17 protein-coding genes are annotated in these 18,253 nt (G+C 55.5%); 8 read left to right on the forward strand and 9 right to left on the reverse strand.

The annotated features are described in order from the left end of the window. Positions 1-117: 117 nt before the first annotated feature. The 3 genes from IVB47_RS06535 to IVB47_RS06545 all read right to left on the reverse strand — a co-directional run bounded on the left by IVB47_RS06535 (position 118) and on the right by IVB47_RS06545 (position 4,219). The gene (locus IVB47_RS06535) at positions 118-834 is read right to left on the reverse strand and encodes an AbiV family abortive infection protein (RefSeq protein ID WP_247460485.1); all 717 of its coding nucleotides are present in this window, start codon (positions 832-834) and stop codon (positions 118-120) included. A gap of 37 nt (positions 835-871) precedes the next feature. After that, positions 872-2,623, reverse strand: a complete 1,752-nt coding sequence (locus tag IVB47_RS06540) for a DUF262 domain-containing protein (RefSeq protein ID WP_247460486.1) — start codon at positions 2,621-2,623, stop codon at positions 872-874. Positions 2,624-2,938: 315 nt separating this feature from the next. Further along, on the reverse strand, positions 2,939-4,219 hold the full coding sequence (locus IVB47_RS06545) for a DUF2130 domain-containing protein (RefSeq protein ID WP_247460487.1): 1,281 nt from the start codon (positions 4,217-4,219) through the stop codon (positions 2,939-2,941). A gap of 589 nt (positions 4,220-4,808) precedes the next feature. Between IVB47_RS06545 and IVB47_RS06550 the strand changes: the two genes are divergently transcribed. The 6 genes from IVB47_RS06550 (at position 4,809) to IVB47_RS06575 (ending at position 11,086) form a co-directional block, all read left to right on the forward strand. After that, positions 4,809-6,020, forward strand: a complete 1,212-nt coding sequence (locus IVB47_RS06550) for an SIR2 family protein (protein ID WP_247460488.1) — start codon at positions 4,809-4,811, stop codon at positions 6,018-6,020. Then, positions 6,001-7,722, forward strand: coding sequence for an ATP-binding protein (locus IVB47_RS06555; RefSeq protein WP_247460489.1), 1,722 nt, complete (start codon positions 6,001-6,003; stop codon positions 7,720-7,722). The genes IVB47_RS06550 and IVB47_RS06555 overlap by 20 nt, the downstream gene beginning before the upstream one ends. Before the next feature lie 1,244 nt (positions 7,723-8,966). Then, positions 8,967-9,389: a hypothetical protein gene (locus IVB47_RS06560; protein WP_247460490.1), complete on the forward strand. Its 423-nt coding sequence runs from the start codon at positions 8,967-8,969 to the stop codon at positions 9,387-9,389. A gap of 90 nt (positions 9,390-9,479) precedes the next feature. Further along, entirely contained in the window at positions 9,480-9,992 is a 513-nt protein-coding gene (locus IVB47_RS06565) for a hypothetical protein (protein ID WP_247460491.1), read from the forward strand. A 254-nt stretch (positions 9,993-10,246) separates the two neighbouring features. Further along, on the forward strand, positions 10,247-10,474 hold the full coding sequence (locus IVB47_RS06570) for a hypothetical protein (protein ID WP_247460492.1): 228 nt from the start codon (positions 10,247-10,249) through the stop codon (positions 10,472-10,474). Between the two features lie 117 nt (positions 10,475-10,591). Further along, positions 10,592-11,086 (forward strand): hypothetical protein, encoded by a 495-nt coding sequence (locus IVB47_RS06575; RefSeq protein WP_247460493.1) that lies wholly within the window; start codon positions 10,592-10,594, stop codon positions 11,084-11,086. Positions 11,087-11,875: 789 nt separating this feature from the next. Here IVB47_RS06575 and IVB47_RS06580 read toward each other — a convergent pair. Both IVB47_RS06580 and IVB47_RS06585 read right to left on the reverse strand, forming a co-directional pair. Next, complete coding sequence (locus tag IVB47_RS06580; protein WP_247400679.1) at positions 11,876-12,064, reverse strand: hypothetical protein; 189 nt, start codon at positions 12,062-12,064, stop codon at positions 11,876-11,878. 768 nt (positions 12,065-12,832) lie between these two features. Continuing rightward, positions 12,833-13,138, reverse strand: coding sequence for a hypothetical protein (locus IVB47_RS06585; protein WP_247460494.1), 306 nt, complete (start codon positions 13,136-13,138; stop codon positions 12,833-12,835). A gap of 349 nt (positions 13,139-13,487) precedes the next feature. Between IVB47_RS06585 and IVB47_RS06590 the strand changes: the two genes are divergently transcribed. Then, the gene (locus IVB47_RS06590; protein ID WP_129276097.1) at positions 13,488-13,700 is read left to right on the forward strand and encodes a hypothetical protein; all 213 of its coding nucleotides are present in this window, start codon (positions 13,488-13,490) and stop codon (positions 13,698-13,700) included. Positions 13,701-13,762: 62 nt separating this feature from the next. After that, a complete protein-coding gene (locus tag IVB47_RS06595; protein ID WP_247460495.1) occupies positions 13,763-13,969 on the forward strand; it encodes a hypothetical protein in 207 nt (68 codons plus the stop codon). On the opposite strand, the gene IVB47_RS06600 is transcribed toward IVB47_RS06595, so the two are convergent. The 4 genes from IVB47_RS06600 to IVB47_RS06615 all read right to left on the reverse strand — a co-directional run bounded on the left by IVB47_RS06600 (position 13,970) and on the right by IVB47_RS06615 (position 18,197). After that, complete coding sequence (locus IVB47_RS06600; RefSeq protein WP_247460496.1) at positions 13,970-14,302, reverse strand: hypothetical protein; 333 nt, start codon at positions 14,300-14,302, stop codon at positions 13,970-13,972. A 1,302-nt stretch (positions 14,303-15,604) separates the two neighbouring features. After that, positions 15,605-16,600 (reverse strand): ABC transporter substrate-binding protein, encoded by a 996-nt coding sequence (locus IVB47_RS06605; RefSeq protein ID WP_247460498.1) that lies wholly within the window; start codon positions 16,598-16,600, stop codon positions 15,605-15,607. Positions 16,601-16,620: 20 nt separating this feature from the next. Beyond that, positions 16,621-17,430: an ABC transporter ATP-binding protein gene (locus IVB47_RS06610; protein ID WP_247460499.1), complete on the reverse strand. Its 810-nt coding sequence runs from the start codon at positions 17,428-17,430 to the stop codon at positions 16,621-16,623. Next, positions 17,427-18,197: an ABC transporter permease gene (locus IVB47_RS06615; RefSeq protein ID WP_247460500.1), complete on the reverse strand. Its 771-nt coding sequence runs from the start codon at positions 18,195-18,197 to the stop codon at positions 17,427-17,429. The genes IVB47_RS06610 and IVB47_RS06615 overlap by 4 nt, the downstream gene beginning before the upstream one ends. Positions 18,198-18,253: the final 56 nt, after the last annotated feature.

Genomic DNA, 18,253 nt, shown 5'->3' on the forward strand with positions numbered 1-18,253 from the left:
ACGCTTGGTCGCGGCTTGCGCCTAGCCAACAAGCGGCGTCCAGTTAGCCCTCAAAGCCCGATCATGTGATGCTATATGATTGAAGAGTTTTGGCGCGGCCATACCGGCATTGACTATCTAATCGGTTTTGCCCGTCAATCGCTTCATTCCAGCGTCTAGGAAGCGGTGTATGAGCGTATTGCCGACCTTCTCTGGATCGTTCGGCATCTCGACGCGTAGTTTCTTTGCGGTCTCGATGAAGTCAACGACCAGGTCTTGCAAAGCTTCTGGCGATTTATCGAGTCCCCGCAGCATATTCAGGCCGTTGTGGGCGTAACCAAGAAACGTCCGATTTCTGTCAACGATTTTAGCGAGCATTTCATCTGTGATCTGTTCGCTGGGCGAGACAAATTCTCCGTCCTTCCAGTCGACATACAGCGATGCATTTTTTGCATCATTTGACTTTGCGTGGAATTCCTTCTGGAAATTACTGAATGCCTCCCGCATTCCTTCCCAGTTGCCGCTGGCCTTGGCGTCCCTCTCGGCATGCGTCCCCTCCATCATATATGCGTTGCTCTTGTTTTTCGAAGAGTGCCTTCTCAAGGCCGACAGGACTTTGTCCTGATTGACGTCAACTCCTGCCAACAACGAGGTTGCCCATGCGCCAATGCTCTCGATTTTTGAGCATTCTTCGAGAGAAATCTGATGAAGACAGAGCGCTCTTGCCGCTGCACCAGCCTTCGTCAAAAGCTCTGCCTCGAAATAAAGTCTTTCGGCGTTCTCGAACGTCTTTTCGGCGCCGCGAACAAGTGTGCTCAAGAGCGCGCGATCGATAGTAGGAAGTGGTTCGGCCATCGCTATGCAGCTCGTTCGGCGCGCAGGACAATGCGACCTAACTCAGGACCTTCTCTAGGTATGCTTTCATGATCGTCTCTCTTTGGGCAATGAATTCGCCGAACTTCGTGTAGGGGAACGACGACCAATCAGGAAATTGATGCGTGGCAAGGAAGTAGCCCTTCTTGTTGGTATCTCCGAAATGATCGTTCAGCCAATCGTCGAAATCGACATCGGACTTGGCTTGATTGGGACCCCCTTGCAGCAACTGCAAATTCGCCAAGTTATCGCGCAAGTCGGGCCAGGAATGCGCTTGTTCGGGGCTTGCGCCTTTAGCCAACAAGCGGCGTTCAGTTATCTTACTCCTTGGATAGGTATGGTCGACGTGGAAACCATTAGAGAAGTCGAAGTTCGGGTAGAGTAAACTCAGCACCAGGAAGGTCTGCCGGGTCTTGTACTGCAGTCCCAGCAGGTTGTGTATCTCATCTTTCGTGAATTTGATGGACCGATTTAGCTGCGCTAAACGGTCATTGATCGCGCCTTCGGGGAATGAGCCGGCGGAGGCGCTCTGCAACTCTCCGCGAAGTGCAGAGAGGATTGTATCGCCCATGGAGCCGAAGGTCCCGCGCAGGAGAACTTTGGTGAGCCAGCTGCGAATTGCAGCCCGATCTGCTTTCGTCGATGAGGAATGCAGATACGACTCAGTAGCGCCCGTCTTCTTCAGATAATAGGCAATAGGGATCAAGGCGTTTGCCGAAAGCAATGACCGGTCGCTCATTCCGAATGACTTGGCTAAATGCACCGTTAACGACAGAGCGGTTTTGATCGAGGGCCATGCCGTTTCAATGGTTGTCATATTCGGGGTATTAAAGTTCTCGATCTTGAATTTGACGTCCGATATGTCCGAAAGCACGAGCGCCGACTTGAGAACAAAATCCTGATCTAAAGTCAGCTCATCACTGACACTGTTCAATTCGTCTACAAATCCGTGGATTGCTTGTCGAGCATCTGTGCCCTTCCAAGAGGCTGTCGCGATCGAGAGCAGCAAGTCCGAATAACTCAGCTTTGTGCCGCCACTGTTGATCCGGATAAATATCTGCAAGACCTTATCGAGATCGGCTTCGCGCTCCAGAAAGAAGTTGATGTTTCCGATCGTGTTGAGAGATTCACAGATCTTGGCCAACGTTTGAGCGGCGAAATCGCGCTTCTCCTGGGGAGATGAACTGATACGCTCCATCGCCATGAACATCAAAACATCGGTGACACTCTTTATTTTCAGGAATAGCTCCGGAAACGATACCCAAAAACGCGCAGTATCGGAGGCGGCTTCCTCCGGGGTCAGAAAACGGATTGCGTAGAATTTCTGCTCGTCAGTGTCGTCTGCCAGTCCGAGAAGGTCGATATGGAGCTTCTTGACCGGGTACGCCGCTAGGTTGGAGCGCTGCTTATTCTTGGTGCGGCTGGCATAGGTTCCGGTCAAAGCGATCACCAACGCCGTCAGTCGCTGCTGACCGTCCAGCACGGCAGTAACATCGCGATCACCCATGAGCTGGGCTGGCGCATTGTGGCGGGCATTGTACTCATGATAGTGCGTGAGAAACCTATAGAACTGCCAGTCTTTCACCTGGTTTCGTGGCACTTCCCAAAAAAGGAAGCTGCTGATCGGATAGCCGCGCAGCAATGAATCGAAAAGAAGCTCGATTTGTTCAGGCTCCCAGATAAATTCCCGTTGGATAGCCGGCAGAACGTATTTCCCGTCGACAATGTTCTGTATCGCTTGACGGATCGGAATCGGTGTCTCGAATGGCATTTGGGGTCCCCCACAACCGTGGATAAGAGCTGAGGCCCGTTGCACATGTCAAGGCCGTGCGTCCGGGCTAAGCCGACGGTCATCAGAAGGATTTTCGTGTCCCCTCATTAGCCCCGTCCACTTCGCTCGCAAGACGGGCGGCCAATGAGTAAGGCCTTCATCGCTTCGTAGACGTTTCTCTCATCTAGTTGTGACGCCGAGAGCGCCATAAAGCTACGGAATGAAATGCCGTCCACTCTGCTGCGAGACGAACCGTGTCCGCCGTTAAGCGAGGTCGCGCGATAAGCACATATTAGGAAGGGATGCCGTTCGGCTCTAAGCAGCTTTGCCTTCTATCATTGGGGGCTCATCGATTGCAGCGATCTCGGGCATTGCTTGCCCCATGATACCTTGAAGATCTCCGACCATGCCGACCGTCGAGTCGACCATCCCGCTGAGTTGCGCCTCACGTTTCGCATAAGCTTTCAACATGAACCTGCGCTCTTTGTCGATGTCGTCTCGCATCTCTTTGAATCGCTCAACGATGGCTTCAATTCGCTGTTTGAATCTTGAGCCCGTCAGATACTGATAAACTTGCTCAGCCTTGGACTGTTGTCCGGCCTGCGTAGTGCGTGCGTTAGCGATCTCCAGCAAACCTTGGCGTAGTGTCAGGGCGACCGGGATCGCGCATCGTGGATGGGCGACGTAGACCCCGTCAATCAGGTCAAAGGTTTCTACACCTTTTGGTAAGGCAGTTGAAACGATCAAGGCGATGTCGGCTTTGGCTGAGCGCTTGTTGTCGCGCAGTTTGGGTAACCAAGCATCCGACCAACCCTTCGTATTTTTAAGCTCCCAAAGGATTATGCCAGCAGATGCACCTAGTTGCGCATTGACGGTTTGGACAATATCGCCACCGGTTTCGCCCTTCGCCACGGGTTCGATCAGGTCGAGCGGAAACTTGCTTCGCAATAGATTTTCAAATTCGAGTTCAAACGCCTCTCCCTGTGTCTGCTGCGATCCCTGCTCAAGTTTTCGTTTCAATTCTTCGACCGTGCGGCCGAGCGATTCAATCTGAGTGTCCTTCTGGGAGACCTGGGCTTTCAATTCGTCGGCCGCAGCCTGCCTAGCCTTGGCTACTAACTCGGATTGGCTTGCCTGGACGCGTGTCTCAACCGTGATCTCCAGTTCGCGGGTCTTTTCTTCGAACTCACGTTGTTTGCGTAGCGCCTCTGCTTGAGCCTGCTGCGCTTCGGCGAGCTTGGTCTCGCGTACTTTCAAGAGCTGTTCGTTCTCGGCGAGTTGCTGCCTGATGGCAGCTAAATCGCCGGCTACCTGTTCTCGCGCCTTTTTCGCCTCGGTCGTCACAACTTGGGTTCGCTCGGCCGCCAGACGCTGCCGAACCTGCGCTTCGATATTCTCGCGCGCCTCGGCAAGTTCTTCTTGCTGTCGCCGTAGGTCATCCGCCTTGCGGCCAAACTCGGCTTCGCGCGCAGCGAGCTTCTGCTGGAAGCCTTTACGCTCAGCTTCAAGCAATGGCGCAGCGATCGACTCTGTCAGCGGGATCTGATGGCTGCATTTCGGGCAAACGATGCGTGGCCCGTGGACTTGGTCAACCATGCCGAACGTTCCTGTTCACTATTCGTTCTAGTGTGACCTAAGAAGCCTCAGCGGTCAATCGGTACCTGTACCAATCCCCAGAAACGTCGGCTTCACCGTCAAAACAGTTGGTTCATTTGCCATGCGGGTAGATGACCAGGAGCAGGGCAGGCGACTGAAAAGCAAACCAACAAAACCTTTTCAGTCTCAGCGCGAAAGCTCGTTAGGCTCATAACCTGCATAGCGAGGTCAACGTTGCCGAGGGCGAAAGTGACGGAGCGGTGAGCCGAGAGCCCAAAGAAGATTGCTCCGCCGACGAAGGAAGCCACGCGCGCCCTGCTCGCTGTCGCCGATAGGGACTTTAAGGTCAAACTCACCTTCGCCAGCGCTTCCGGCGTCCGCGCGGGAGATTTCCACCTGCTCCGCGGGGTGCATCATCTCGATCCTACCAAGGGCGAGCTAAGATCGAGACACGCCTAGAAGGCGGAATACGCTTATCAACAAGGAGCTACCGATCGGAGCGATATTTAATTGTGGTAGGCTTTCTTACATTTTCAGGTAGAACCCTTCGCGGAATGTTTAGTTTGAAGAATCTCTCAAGGCCAAATCAGTGAAAATCAAAAGCTTTCAGACCGGTAGCGCTTGGATTGAGATAGACGCCTCTGCGACGAGCCCAACCGATCAGGATCCTGGGCTCGCCGATGTACGGCGCGTGATGTCTGGCGCAGTGCGTGCCCAAAACTTGGTTATCCTGGCTGGTCTCGGTACGTCGCTGTGCGTGACCGAAAGCGGCCGCACGATCGCTCCTACCATGGGCGACCTTCTCACATACACAAAGACAAAGTTTGGGAATTTAGACGATGACGATACGAAGTATCAAAAGACTGGAGGCAGGTGGTCTCATTTCTTGACACTCGCCAACGTAGCCTTAGAAAGCAGCGACCTCGAATACATACTCTCACGCGCCAAGGTCGCGTCGGACTTTTTGCTCGGGTCACAAGCACAAGAAATATCTGAACTGCTGGCTATTGCCGAAGGCGTGATCAGAGATAAGGTCGACTTTTTAACGAGCGATACCGATCTGTCGAAGCATGAAGCTTTTTTGAGGCGCGTCGCACGTCGTTCTGCCCGCCGATCGCGCGTTAAGCTGTTCACTACCAACTATGACCGTTGCTTCGAGCAGGCCGCACAGAGATCTGGATTTGTCGTAGTTGATGGTTTTGCCTTTGCCAGCGAGGCCACTTTTGATTCTTCGCAATTCTCCTTCGATGTCGTACGCAGGACGACTGGCGAGGAAAAGTCAGATTTTATAGAAAATCTGTTTCACCTGCACAAACTTCACGGGTCTATCGATTGGGAGCTTGATCAGAAAACAAACCAGATCACCAAAAGGATTGGAACTAAAGCGCCACTGCTTATCTACCCACAGTCGACGAAATACGAGATGGCATTCAGTCAGCCGTACATCGAAATGATGGGTACTTTTCAGGCGGCCGTTCGTGCACCGAACACGACCCTATTGGTGGCGGGATTTGGGTTTAATGACAAACATATTGCAGAGCCGATATTGGGCGCTTTTAAGGGCAACCTCGCTTTGAACATCGTCATCGCCGATCCTAACGCTGAAACACAAAGCGCTGCCGGCGGTAACAAATACATTCAAGCGTTTAGTGAACTCATCGACAATGGAGACGGCCGGGTCGCCCTGGTTGCAACGAAATTCGAAGAGCTCACCTCGCTTATTCCTGATGCGATAGCGGAAACAGAACTCGAGCGGCACAACGACCGCATACGAAGAATGAGTGCATCTTTTGACAAGTAGCTTTGCCAATCCGTTCGAGAGATCGCGCTATCTCGGCTCCGTATCGCTAGTGTCGCCAGCGATCGTGCGCGTTAACCTTCCGTTTGCAACAGAGGTCGCGCCTTCGCAATACGCGGGCCATCGCGTGACGCGGGGGCAGGTTGGCGAATTTGTCGTCATCGAATCCTATTCCGCAGCCGTCATTGGGCGGATAGTTGAGATCCAGTTGCCGGATCGAGATCGCCTCAGCGTTGAGCCAGAGCGGAAAGATGGCGATGAAATCGCTAATCCGATCGGTATCATTAGGCTATTGGGCTCGGTGGATTTGAACTTTTCCAAATCGAGTCGCGGTATAGCTGAGGTACCTCGTATCGGCGATTATGTATACTTGGCTCATCCCGATTTTATGCGTTTTGTGATAGCCGCGACGCAGGGTAAGGCCGCCAACCCCATCATTGTAGGGCATCTTCGTGGCGCTCCCGAAACAGGTATCGCACTGGCGCCGGCTTCATTGTTTGGACGGCATTGCGCCGTTCTCGGATCAACGGGAGGCGGAAAAAGTTGGTCAACGGCACGGCTCATCGAGCAAATTTCCCTACGGAAGGGCAAAGTCATTCTTCTCGATCCGACAGGAGAGTATCATTCCTTGGGCGACCTAGCAGAGCATGTTCACTTAGGCGGTCAGAGAAGTGGGGCCGACGATACTCGTCGATTTGTCTCATTTCCCTATCGGCACCTGAATGAGATCGACGTATTTGCCATCCTTCAGCCAAGCCCCGGCGTTCAAGCCCCTAAACTGAGGGATGCACTTATGAGTCTTAAACTTTTGCACATGGAGCCGTCCTTGGCAGATGAGGATGGCTACCTAGTAAAGCAAAATGCCGCAAAACAACCCATTAACCGAGCACTGCTGAAAAACGATGCGGCAATCCGGGCGCAGTCCGCCAACTACGATATCACAAAACTCAGTCGGCAGATTCTTCATGAATGTGTGCAGCCTATGGGCTCCAGTAAGTCGCATTGGGGCCATGTCCACGACTTTTCCCATAGCGGGTGCGTTACGCTCTGCATGCGGGTAGAAAGCGCTATCCTATCGTCTCACCTTGCGCCGATTTTTTCACCTCCTGATTACATGGAGGATCTCACAGCTGTTATCTCGTCGTTTATGGCGAACAAAGATGCGTCAGTGCTACGCATATCGCTGCGATATCTTGCTTTCGAGCATCACACGCGCGAGCTCGTGGTCAACGCGATCGGCAGACACCTTCTCGGAATGGCTCGGGACGGTGCATTCAATAAGACGCCAATGGTGGTCGCACTAGATGAGGCACATCAGTTTTTGAGCAAGACAGTGGGTGATGATGTTAACAAGGTACAGCTTGATGCCTTTGGGTTGATTGCAAAAGAAGGTCGAAAGTACGGACTGACATGCCTACTAGCGACTCAACGTCCCCGGGACGTTCCGGAGGATGTGTTGAGTCAAGTAGGCTTGTTCGTTGTTCACCGTCTGATAAATGAGCGGGATCAGGCTGTCGTGGTGAATGCAAGCGGCGTTTTAGATGGGTCTGCCGCTGTTTTCCTCGCGAACCTACGGGACGGAGAGGCACTCATTGTCGGCGGTGATTCGATTATGCCCCTACCAATTATGATGACCCCACCATTGCGGCGCCCGCACTTACCGGATGTGGAGCGAGAAACTTGGCTCAATAAGGTCGACTCGTGAAGTCCGCTTTCGGCACGCGAACCCTGACTATGTAGTGTGAACAATCGCGAAGCCTAGGACGAATGCGGCGAGAGTGACGATGGCGCGGTCATCTCGCACGTTCTTTCCGCCGCGAGTTGCGACGAGACGGACAATCCGACGATCCTCTCGACCATCAGGTATGAGTTCTCCATTGGGGAACGATTGACGAAATGCCTCAGTTGCTTGCCAGCCAGCCATACGTCTTTAAAATTTGCGCGGTGTCCCTGCCGGCGATTTGGTTTGCAGGAGGAGCCGTAGGCGCGGCCAATTTTAGTCTAGAACGCGCTCTCACCGTCACCGGTGACGACGCTGACTGATAAGCTTTCGGGCAAAAGCTTATCAGTCCAAGAGCCCGTCTGGCTAAACCCGTTCGGGCCGCGCCGCATAGTCTTCACGTCGTGGCGTGCGGTAGCCGTTCTAATTCCAACCAGGGCGCTCATGTGGGGCGCCCGCCGGTGGCGGAGGCCTAGCGCGTAGGCGCTACAATACCAGTATTCGTATTACCCAAATCCTGCACAGCCTTGTTCATCGTAGGATCGTTGACGTAGCCGCTGGCGGGGGTTGAAGAGCCATTGTTCTCATTCCTAGCCGGATCGCCCAGCCGATTTCCCGTGGTTTGATGGTTGAGAGCGTTGCTCGTGTTAGGTCCGGGCGAACCACCCGTACCGTTCACGGTGCCACTGCTCGACATCGAGCCGGCCGCTGTGCTGCCTGAGCCTGTTCCTCCTCCCGAAGCTCCACCTGAACCACCTCCGCCAGCTTGCGCCAAAGCCGAGGTGCTGGTCAAAACGAGCGCCGCTACCAAGAGAAATCTGGAAGATCTCATTCTGAACTCCTATGCTGCAAGGAACAAACGCCCCAGCTCGATCCCGTTCCAAATGGAAGTCGCACCAGGACAATAAGGCGCTGAATCAGATTACTTGGGGGGAGCATGATCGGATTCTGCAGCCAGCGCAGGGCGCCATGCACTTTCGCCGAGCAGCTAGGTAGGGACGAAATGCTCTTGGTACAGCTGCGCTGATGATCTGCAACTGGGAGACGACGTGAATGCCTCTGATGCGTCACCTCATCGTCGAAGGTTCAAGCTCCAGTGTCGATAATGGCGGGGCTAGGACGATATCGTACCACACCCTCTACCTACCAAACGCTGTCCATGAGACTAGTCAGCAATGCTTTGCGACGGATGGTGCTCTTCTTGCAGATATGCTCGGCCGACAACCGTCGTGATCGCCGCATTCAAAGATGTCCCGAACATCCTGTTCGTTCAGGCCGGACAAAACGATCTTCGTTCGACTGACGCTTCTGCGTGGCTTGCTGCATTTGCCGGGTATTTGGCCACTTTCCAGGATGCAATTAAATCCTCACGCAAAATCGTGCAGCTCGGAATCAGCACTCACAATCCTCGTAACGAAGGTCTCTTCAATGTTAATCGGGCCACCGCCGATGGGGGTCTGCGACGTTTTCCGAGTGAAGGAAAGTGCGACTTTGTTGTCGATTGGGCTGCCGATCCGACCTGGGGCCCTGACTCCGCTGCCGCAAACCAAGCTTTATGCCCTGACGGCACGCATCCTTCGCAGGGCGGACAAAGCAACATGGAGGCAAATTACTTTCGACCTGCGCTCAACTCCCTCTTTCCTCTCACTTGATTCATCGTAGAATTCGTTCTCATTCGCTGGACCTGCAGGCTGTAATCGACTTCAACATTTCCCGAGGGCGCTGGGCGAACGAGCTCAAGTGTGCTGATGGAACTCTATAGCCCCTTGATCTTTGCGTTAGGCGCCGAAGTGAATAGGCAGACGATGCTCCGCTGGCTTAGCTCAGATCATCAAAAGATCCGAAGCGATCGAAAGCAGCTTGAAGTGAGGGCTCGCCGCCTGCTGCAGAGTTACCTGACGGCCAATGAGTGGCAAAAGCGCCAATACTATCAGGCCATCGCCGGCGCGGCTTCTGCATGTCAGCCTGGTATTGATGATCCGAGCTTAAGTAACGAGAAGCTTGCTGAATTAACCGCTCAGGCGGCAACAAAAGTCGTCCAAGCACGTGATCGGAAAGCCAAGGATGCGCACGACCATTCAGCTGTACTGATCACGGATGCATACGCAACCGTTGCAATCGCCTATCGACGAGCGGCTTCAGCCTACACTGCTGACAAGGAAATGGAGCAGCTGGGCACCGCCGCAGTACACCTGGTCACGATAGCGAATTCATTCATGAATGCTGAATCGGTGCGGTCACCGACAGAAATGTGACGGCGGCTTCGGCAAACCAGCCTCGCACTTTTGATCAGGCGTATACCTTGCGCAAGCCCTTTCTCCTAAGCTGGCCGTAAGACGTTGCTTGTACCGTCCTCACCAACAAGAAAAGGCGGGCGGCATGTCGATTGCATTTCGAATCTCTGTTCTCTTGTTCTGTGCTTACGCCGGTTGGGAAACCCCAAGCATTCAATTCGGCGATTTGCGAGAGCCTCAGCAGCAAGGGCGTTCTCCAGCCGGATAAGTAAGGAATGAACAAAACAACCCTTCACCTGGAACGTCCGCAACCAAGCCGAGTTCGGCGTGCTGACCTCGCGCCGGCCACCGGCTTTGCCATGCTCGTCGATGGTCGCTTCAAGACTGAATTTCTTGATCAGGGCGCCGCGACTAAAGCGGCCCTTGAATTGTTGGCCAAGTATCCGATGCTGAAGATCGAGATCTACGACGCAGCATCGAAGTCACGGACGCCCGCGAGATAGCCACTTTGCATCGCAACGTGCGTAGTAACCATGTCTTCCGTTTTAATCTACCTTTAGCTTTTTGCTAACAAACGAGGCCGCAAGGTCATCCCCAAACGGAGGCGACCTGTGCCTTTGATGAAATACTTCGGATTCGTCGGCAGCGCTCTCGTCCTGTTGATGATCGGAATCGGCTGGTGCCTGCCGCAGCAGGCGCTGGGCCCAGGGAACAGTGACGTAGAGCGACCGTCCATAAGGATCAGCTCAGTTGAGCGGGCACCTGAACGGGTAATAATCGATACCAGTTTGCCGACGCTTGTGGCTCCGTCGAACATCAGTCCTTCTACATCGACGACGTTGGTGCAATCTGCTCGGCCTCTGCAGAGCGCATTCTCCGAACTTGACGTCGCCGGGAAGTCGGTCACTCCGAAATCAGGCGGCGAGGTCTTGAAGCCGAAGCATGCGGCAAAAGGCGAATCTGGGAAAAAAGCCTCTAACCGCCGAACAGCGAAACCGTTGAATATTATTCCCGCACCCGCAACGGGAGCGCAAGCTGCGGCGCCTGATACAAGACTGTCGTTACTGGAAACGCTCAAGGAGCGGCTAGGGCAGACGTTTTTCAAGCTGAACTGATGACGGTGCCGACTATAGGACCTCGGCGAGCGCCATTCACCGCGGACGCGCCCCAGGCGTCGCCCCGCAGAGGCGAGGAGCTCGGACGTACGCCTTTCCCCGGGCTAAAATTCGAGCCACGCTCATGCGGCGACGCCACAGCGGTCTCGCCCATTGCAACCACAACCTTGGTGGTTGAAGAGTGTTGCGTGGTCTGTCCGGTGCCACCTAGGTGTATTGGCTTATTGATTTCGGAGTGCTGCCCGGATCGATTTGGCACGGGTGAAGCTCTTCGTCGTCTGCCCAGTAGGCCGCTATTCGGCCTGAGCGATAACCCAAGCACTGGGGCGTTCGAATGGGAGCTATTCTGTCTCAAAGAATGCAATTCTGGACCTGCTTTTCATCGACGCAGCCTTGGAGGAGAAGAGCCGAGGACCGCGAGGAGAGGGTAGAACAGGCCGCCGCGTTCGGATTAATTCTCCGTGGACTGACGCTGCCGGGACGCGCGGGAAAGCTCGCAACACTAAGGTGGCGCGACGTACAAGCCTTTAGGCTCGATGGAATTCCACTGCCCGCTGTTTCAGTGAAACTCTGGCCGTGAAGCCTGCCTGCAGCCACGCCATCGCCTGCGTGTGCCCAGCTTTGCGCGAACTCTCATTTCCCCACCAGGCACTGAACTTGTAAGCTGACGGCGGTAACGGCCTCCCAAGAATTCCCTCGATTTCCGAGAACGTGAGCCGAATAGTTTGCGCCCTTGTGCGCACCAGCTCGCTCAATAGCGGATCGTAAACGGACATGACGCTCGGCTCGTCACGTTGGTCTATCATCGCCGCTCGCGGGGATGTTGAACCCCCGGGCGGCAAGTTCCAGCTCGAGCTCAGTGATCCGCTCGAAGATGCGAGCAGCAATCGCCTCGGAATCTTCAACGCTTAATGATTGCATGCCCCTTGAAGATAGCTCGTCCCTGAGAACCTTCGCCACAAGCAATTGAATTGCCATTAGATCAAATCCTAAAAAGGCGATCCAACCGCAACCCAAGGGCGATCGCAAGTGTTTAGGTGGTGTTGCTGTGCTTCGGCTAGTTGTCTCGTCGGCTCCGAATGCTGAAGCTGCGCAGCTGCTCGCACCAGCCTTTCCGCCGCAGCCCTTAACAGCAAACCCGTGTGCTCCATCGGGTGTCCTACCCTGCGTGATCTGTAGCCGATTGGCCGTCTCCTTTTGCTTGAGCACGAGTCGTTAGCCTATCCAGCTTCGATTGCTCCTCGCTCAGACGTCTTTCGACATACTGCCGTTCGAAGTCCGTCAGAGTGGTTTGCAATAAGAGGTGATAGCGTTGAATATTGTTGCGATGTGCCCGGACCAAATCGTCGTCAATCATCGTCCTCGCCTTTTCCGCTACCGAGACAACAAACAATTCATCATCAAGCCGGATGGGCAGACGACCGAGCAACAGCAGGCCGGAGCATCTCCGCCGCTCGCTCCATGGTAGCGAGCTTTTCTTTCCCAATCTGTGAACTATTTCACACGGCTGCGATCGTAGCCTAGGTGGCAGCAGATGCAGTCCAGCGGTTTAGCGCGCGTGGGTCGGCTGCATCCAGGCCGATAACAGCGGTATGGATGCCTAGCACAGTGGGGCGCGCCGGCTCATGGAGCTTGGCTGAAGGCCAGATGGGTTTCCTATGAAGTCCAAGTCAATCAAAAGCGCAGGCAAAGAGGTGCCAAGTCTATGCGTCTGACGACTGTGGCGCCAATGGCATGGCGGTTTGATCACTGCATTTTCTGCCCGAGGTCTCTCAGCAGCGTGTGAAGAAAGTCGCTGGCATGGTCGTATTGCGCGTTGCCGTTCGTGATTTGACGGACGCGTGGATCCATTAAGCGACCAACGGTTTCGGAGCCGAGCAACTCAGCTCTGTCCGACCACTGCTGCAGCAAAGCATCGGGTATATCGTCCGCAGATCCGAACATCCGCAAAAGGGAATGTTCGGCCTCGGGCTTGTGGTCGTGATGAGCCTTCGCCGCATAGAAAGCGAATAGTCCCCGGAAGGCATCACGGGAAACGGCAGGTTTTCCCATCGCAATGTCCCTGAAAAAATTACGTTCTCAATGGACGCAAGTTTGACGCCCCCGTTCGGGAAAAGCTAGAAAAAACTAAAACCCTGTGCTCAACCGTTTTCGAAGAATTTGCCGTTGGACGCTGAGTGCAATGCCAACCCGTCAATGATCTTGACCGATTTTGACGACGGCTTGGTTGAGCATTCGAGGGGCTCTCTGGCTCTTGTTGTTCCCCAGCCGCCCCATTGGCTGAAGCGTAAGCAGGGCGGAGGGGCCATTTTGTACAAAGCCAGCGCAGAAGTTGCGCCGAACGGGCGGCTCGCACTAAGCTTTATTCGATTAAATCAGAATGTTTTTGTGGAGTAGCGTCATGTCGAGTGCGATTGAGTTGATTGTGGATGGCTACGCAAGAGTGAAAGACCGCCAGTCGCTTGAAGAGCTGAGGATCCATCGCCGGCGACTTGCCGGAGACCTGAAGGCCTGGGTGGGCTTTGACTGCAGGTTGTCGATTGCGCAAATCGAGCAGGACATCGCGGCAATAGAGGCGGGACTGGAGACGTTGTCGGGGCCGGTCGGCGGCTAAGCTAAGGAGTCAACCCGATGACGGCGTGCGCGCAAGGAGGGCAAGTGCTGCGATCGTTCGTAATGGCTGCCCTCGTACTGGTCTGGGGATCCTCGTCCGCGCTCAGCCTGACGTCGGAGGAGATCATCGCCAAGCTTCGCGCCGCAGGCTACTCGCAGATCCAGGAGGTGCCGGTCGGAAAGATCAAGACTTACAAGGCCGTCAGAGAAGGTACCGCGCGCTCGCTAATCGTCGACAGCACTGGTCACATTGCAGAAGTGGCAAGGTAGCTAGACGGGCAGACGTAGCCAGACGTCTTTACTGGACAGCGTGCCTGTTGGCGTCGCGATCTCCATATCGACGACGCGAAACGAGCCATGACTTTCGTAAACGTAGCGAAGGTGCCAGACGGGGCCGGGTTCCGGCGAGATGGCGAGATCGTCCAAGGCAGACGCAATATATCGAACGGCATCGCGTCGCTCAATCGAGGCGGAGAACATCGCCTCTATCAGCGCGGCCAGGCTCATGCCGCCGACCAGCATGGCTCGTGCCGTTTCGTCGCCGTAAGTAAGCCGCAGCGCAGTCACGACTGCCGCAATAGCGTCGGGGTTCTTCAGAGCCACGGTAGATCCGCTTCGCCCAGCAAAACCATAATGCGGATTCCGCCCCTTTCGGCAATCGGCATCGATTCGGGGCCACTGTCCCAATGGCTAATGCCCAGGGCGAGCCGCTCCCGCGAAACTCGATCAGCGGAGCAGAGGGAAAGCTGCGGCTGGAGACGCTTGAGCCGTTCTCACGGTCCTCCGACTCTGAGGCGCCAACGACAGGGCGTACCTTGAGGGCGCTCGCCGGTTCACGCTGGCCTGCCGTGCGGCGAAGGCCGCAGCGGGAGGTTAAATCGCTGCGGCCCACGCGTCGTCAAATGAAGCCGGGTCAAAAATACCAAGTGAAATATGCAGCCAGCCCCGGTAGCAAAAAATCTGCCCCAACTTTGTCTCTTTTGCAAACACATTTTCGGCGGAACCGAAATCAACCTAGTGGGCATTCTGTTCCGAGGACGGAACAATTCTGCTCTCTATTGCTGCCAAGCGAGAGGGGAGCTGCACCGAGACCCATCATGGTGGGTCGGTGAGACTCGGCTACTGGCATCTCGCCGATAGGACCGACTGCGGACGCAAGAGAGTTGCCTCGAGTCCTCAGCCCATCGCTGAAATTAAGCTTTTCGGCGACTTGTTTTTGACTGTGCGCGTTTGAGCGCGTTCACTCCATAATGTTGATGGAGACGGACGTGATCAGTTGGTTATTAGTGATCATAATCGCGGCAAGCGTTGCGGTTCTAATAGCTCACGCGATTGACGCCATCCGCTCCTGAAGACGAGCGCACCGGCGGAAGGTGGCGCCTCATCTGACGACAATTTAAGGACGCGGCATCAGTCGGCTTGCTTGTAACGATCCGAATTGGAGACGGTTCTAGACTGATAAAGATTGTCGGCAAACCTCGTCAGTCAGCAGCAGTTGTTATTCGACAAAATCCGGGTGGCGCATGCTCGGCGAGAAGCACCCCGTCTGCGTCTCGGATCAACTTCGCCTGAGTTAAGCAGAACGGCCGCAGAAGCTAGATGTGACTATGTAACCGTCGAATGACCAGTTCTTGTACTTCCAGATCGAGCGGGCGCAGCGTTGCTTGGCCTCGAACGAGACAGCCGAAACAGGGCAACTGCGGTCCTACAGTGATGAGCAGGGCCAATGAAGCCGCAGGATCGCTCAGTGTCATGCAAACGGAGGCGGTTCGCGGCCAGTACGCTTCAACTAAACGGGACCCCATATCATCGACTGATCAGCTTTCGAAACGAAGGCCTTTTCAACATGAAGAGAGCGCGGGTGCTACGGCTCCTTGCAAGGAACCGCCAGCTTCCGCGATCAGATCACACGATTGTTTTTAGATACAGACTGGGATCAAAATATTTGGTTGCCGGCGTGGAGTCCTTGATGCCTGCGTTGGCCATGAAGAAATCTGTCGACTGCTGCAGCCAGTTGGTGACCGTCCCGTCTGAGTACATTCGCTTCCACTCCCTGGACGTGAACATCTTCTGGGCCTTGAACGATTCGTTGATGTCGGCCGGCGGGGTTTGGCTATAGTGACCCTTCTGCAGCTTCTCCATCGCTTCGGTGCTGTTCGCGACAATGTAGTCATTCGCATCCGCCCAGCCACGGATCAGCTTCGCCAGCGTTTCCCTGTTTGGCTCGTAATAATCATTGGCCGCCGCCCAGCCGCCGATGATAGCGGCCTTTGGATAGTAGGCTGACGCATCGGCGAGCTTGACCGCCCCTGGCACCTTGTCCCGAACCGTGACGTTGAAGGGTACCCAAAGAGCGACGGCCGGTACCGCGCCGGAGATAAAGGCGGTCACGGCGGCTGGCATGGTCTGGTTGACGAGTTCGACCTCCTTCGGATCGACCTTGTTGGCGCGAAGCGCGGTATCCAGGAACACATGCGCGGTGGTACCGGTCGCGGTCGCGATCCGCTTGCCCTTCAGGTCCTCAAACGACTTGATGCCCTGGTCGCCGCGAACCCAGAGCTGTGCGGTCGCGACCTCAATGTCGTTGATCAGGAACACCTTGCCCTGCCCCCGGGCAGGGAAGTTCGAGAGCACCGCGCCGGTGGCCAGTACGTCGAGGCTGCCGCCGATCAGCGCCTGAAAGATCTCGAGACCGGTGTTGAACTGTCGCAGCTCGAGGTCGAGGCCCTGCTTTTCAAAGGAACCGCGATCCATGCCGGTCCAGATCTGGCCGTCGACCGCGACAGTGTGCAGATAGCCGACTCGGACTTTCGTTTTCGCTTGCGCGATCGCCGGTGCTGAGGCCGTGAAGGTGCCGAGCGCAAGGCCCGCCGTCGTGGTCAGAAATTGTCTGCGGTCCATGGTATCCTCCGTTTTGTTTGTTATCCCGAGAATGATGCCGGACGCATTTGCGCCTGCTGGGCGCGATACTCGTCCATGACGAGCTGCCTGATGTAGCTTCGCAACTCGCCGAATTCGGCCCGCTCCTGGATTGATTCATCGCGCGGATAGGCGAACGGCACGTCGATGATCTGCCTGATCCGTGCCGGCCGCGCGGTCACCACCACGATGCGGGAGGCGAGATAGATCGCCTCTTCCACGGAGTGGGTGATTAGCATGACAGTCTTGCCTTCGGTCTCGAGCACTTTTAGCAGCAGATTCTGCATGTTGGATCGGGTCTGGGCATCGAGCGCGCCGAACGGCTCATCCATCAGCAGGAACTGCGGCTTGACGGCATAGGCACGCGCGATCGCGAGCCGCTGACGCATGCCGCCGGATAAATGCTTCGGATAGGAGCTGGCGAAGTCGGACAATCCCATCAGGCCGAGATAGTGATCGCAGATGGCATCGCGCTCACCGGCCGGGACGCGGTTGGCGCTGAGCTTCAGGCCGAAAGCTATGTTCTGCTTCACGGTCAGCCACGGGAAGACGCCATATTCCTGAAAGATGACGCCGCGCTCGGGTCCGGGACCTGCGACGGGACGCCCGTCGAACAGCACATTTCCGGTCGTCGGCCTCTGGAAGCCCGCAAGCATGCTCATCATCGTGGTCTTGCCGCAGCCGGAGGGGCCGATCACCGCGATAAAATCGCCATCGTTGATGTCGTAGGTGACGTCTTCGACGACGTTGAGGTGGCCCCTCGGAGTTTCGAATGATAACGAAACGTTTTCGAACTGCGCACGCTTCGTCATGCGATGGCCCGATCCTGCCACACCAGCAACCGCGCCGTGATCCTGCGCAGGATCATGTCCATGATCAGGGCGATCAGGCCGATGCAGATGATGCCGACATAAATGACGTCGAGCAGGAAATAGGTCGAGGCATTCTGGATCATCGCGCCAAGTCCGCGCTGGGCGGCGATCAGCTCAGATGCCACGAGAGTCGCCCAGGCCACACCCAATGCGACCCGCAACGCGGTGAGGATATGCGGGACGGTGAGGGGAATGATGACCTTGCGGAAGATTTCCGCCTGACTCGCACCGAGCGTCTGCGCGACCCGGATGTAGAGGGGCGTGATCTGCGAGACGCCTTCATACATCACGATCACGCCGGAGAAGAATGAGGCGTAGAACAGGATGACCAGTTTTGCGACCTCGTCCACGCCGAAATAGACAATCACCAGCGGGATCAGCGCGATTGGTGGCAGCGCGCGGAAGAAGTTGATCATCGGGTCGGCGAAGGTGCGGGCCGGGCGATACCAGCCGAGCAGGAAGCCAACGGGCACCGCTGCAAGAATGCCGAGCGCGACGCCGAAAAAGACGCGTCTGGTGGAGGCGAAGATGTCGACGAGAAGGCCTTCTTTGGTGAGAAGCTCGAAGAATTTCGCGGCCACCTGGTGCGGGGCGGGGATCAGCGAGACGTTGACGAAGCCGCTCCAGCGAACCGCGTACCAGAGCAGGATTGCACCGAACCACGGAATCAATCCGAGACCAAAGCGTCTTACGCCAGCTCCGTTCATTCGACGCATCCACCCGATAGCGGTTGATGTTTTCGACGGTCATATTATAAACAGGA

Origin of the sequence: Bradyrhizobium sp. 62 (assembly GCF_023073035.1) — a bacterium.
In the GTDB taxonomy this organism is placed as follows: domain Bacteria; phylum Pseudomonadota; class Alphaproteobacteria; order Rhizobiales; family Xanthobacteraceae; genus Bradyrhizobium.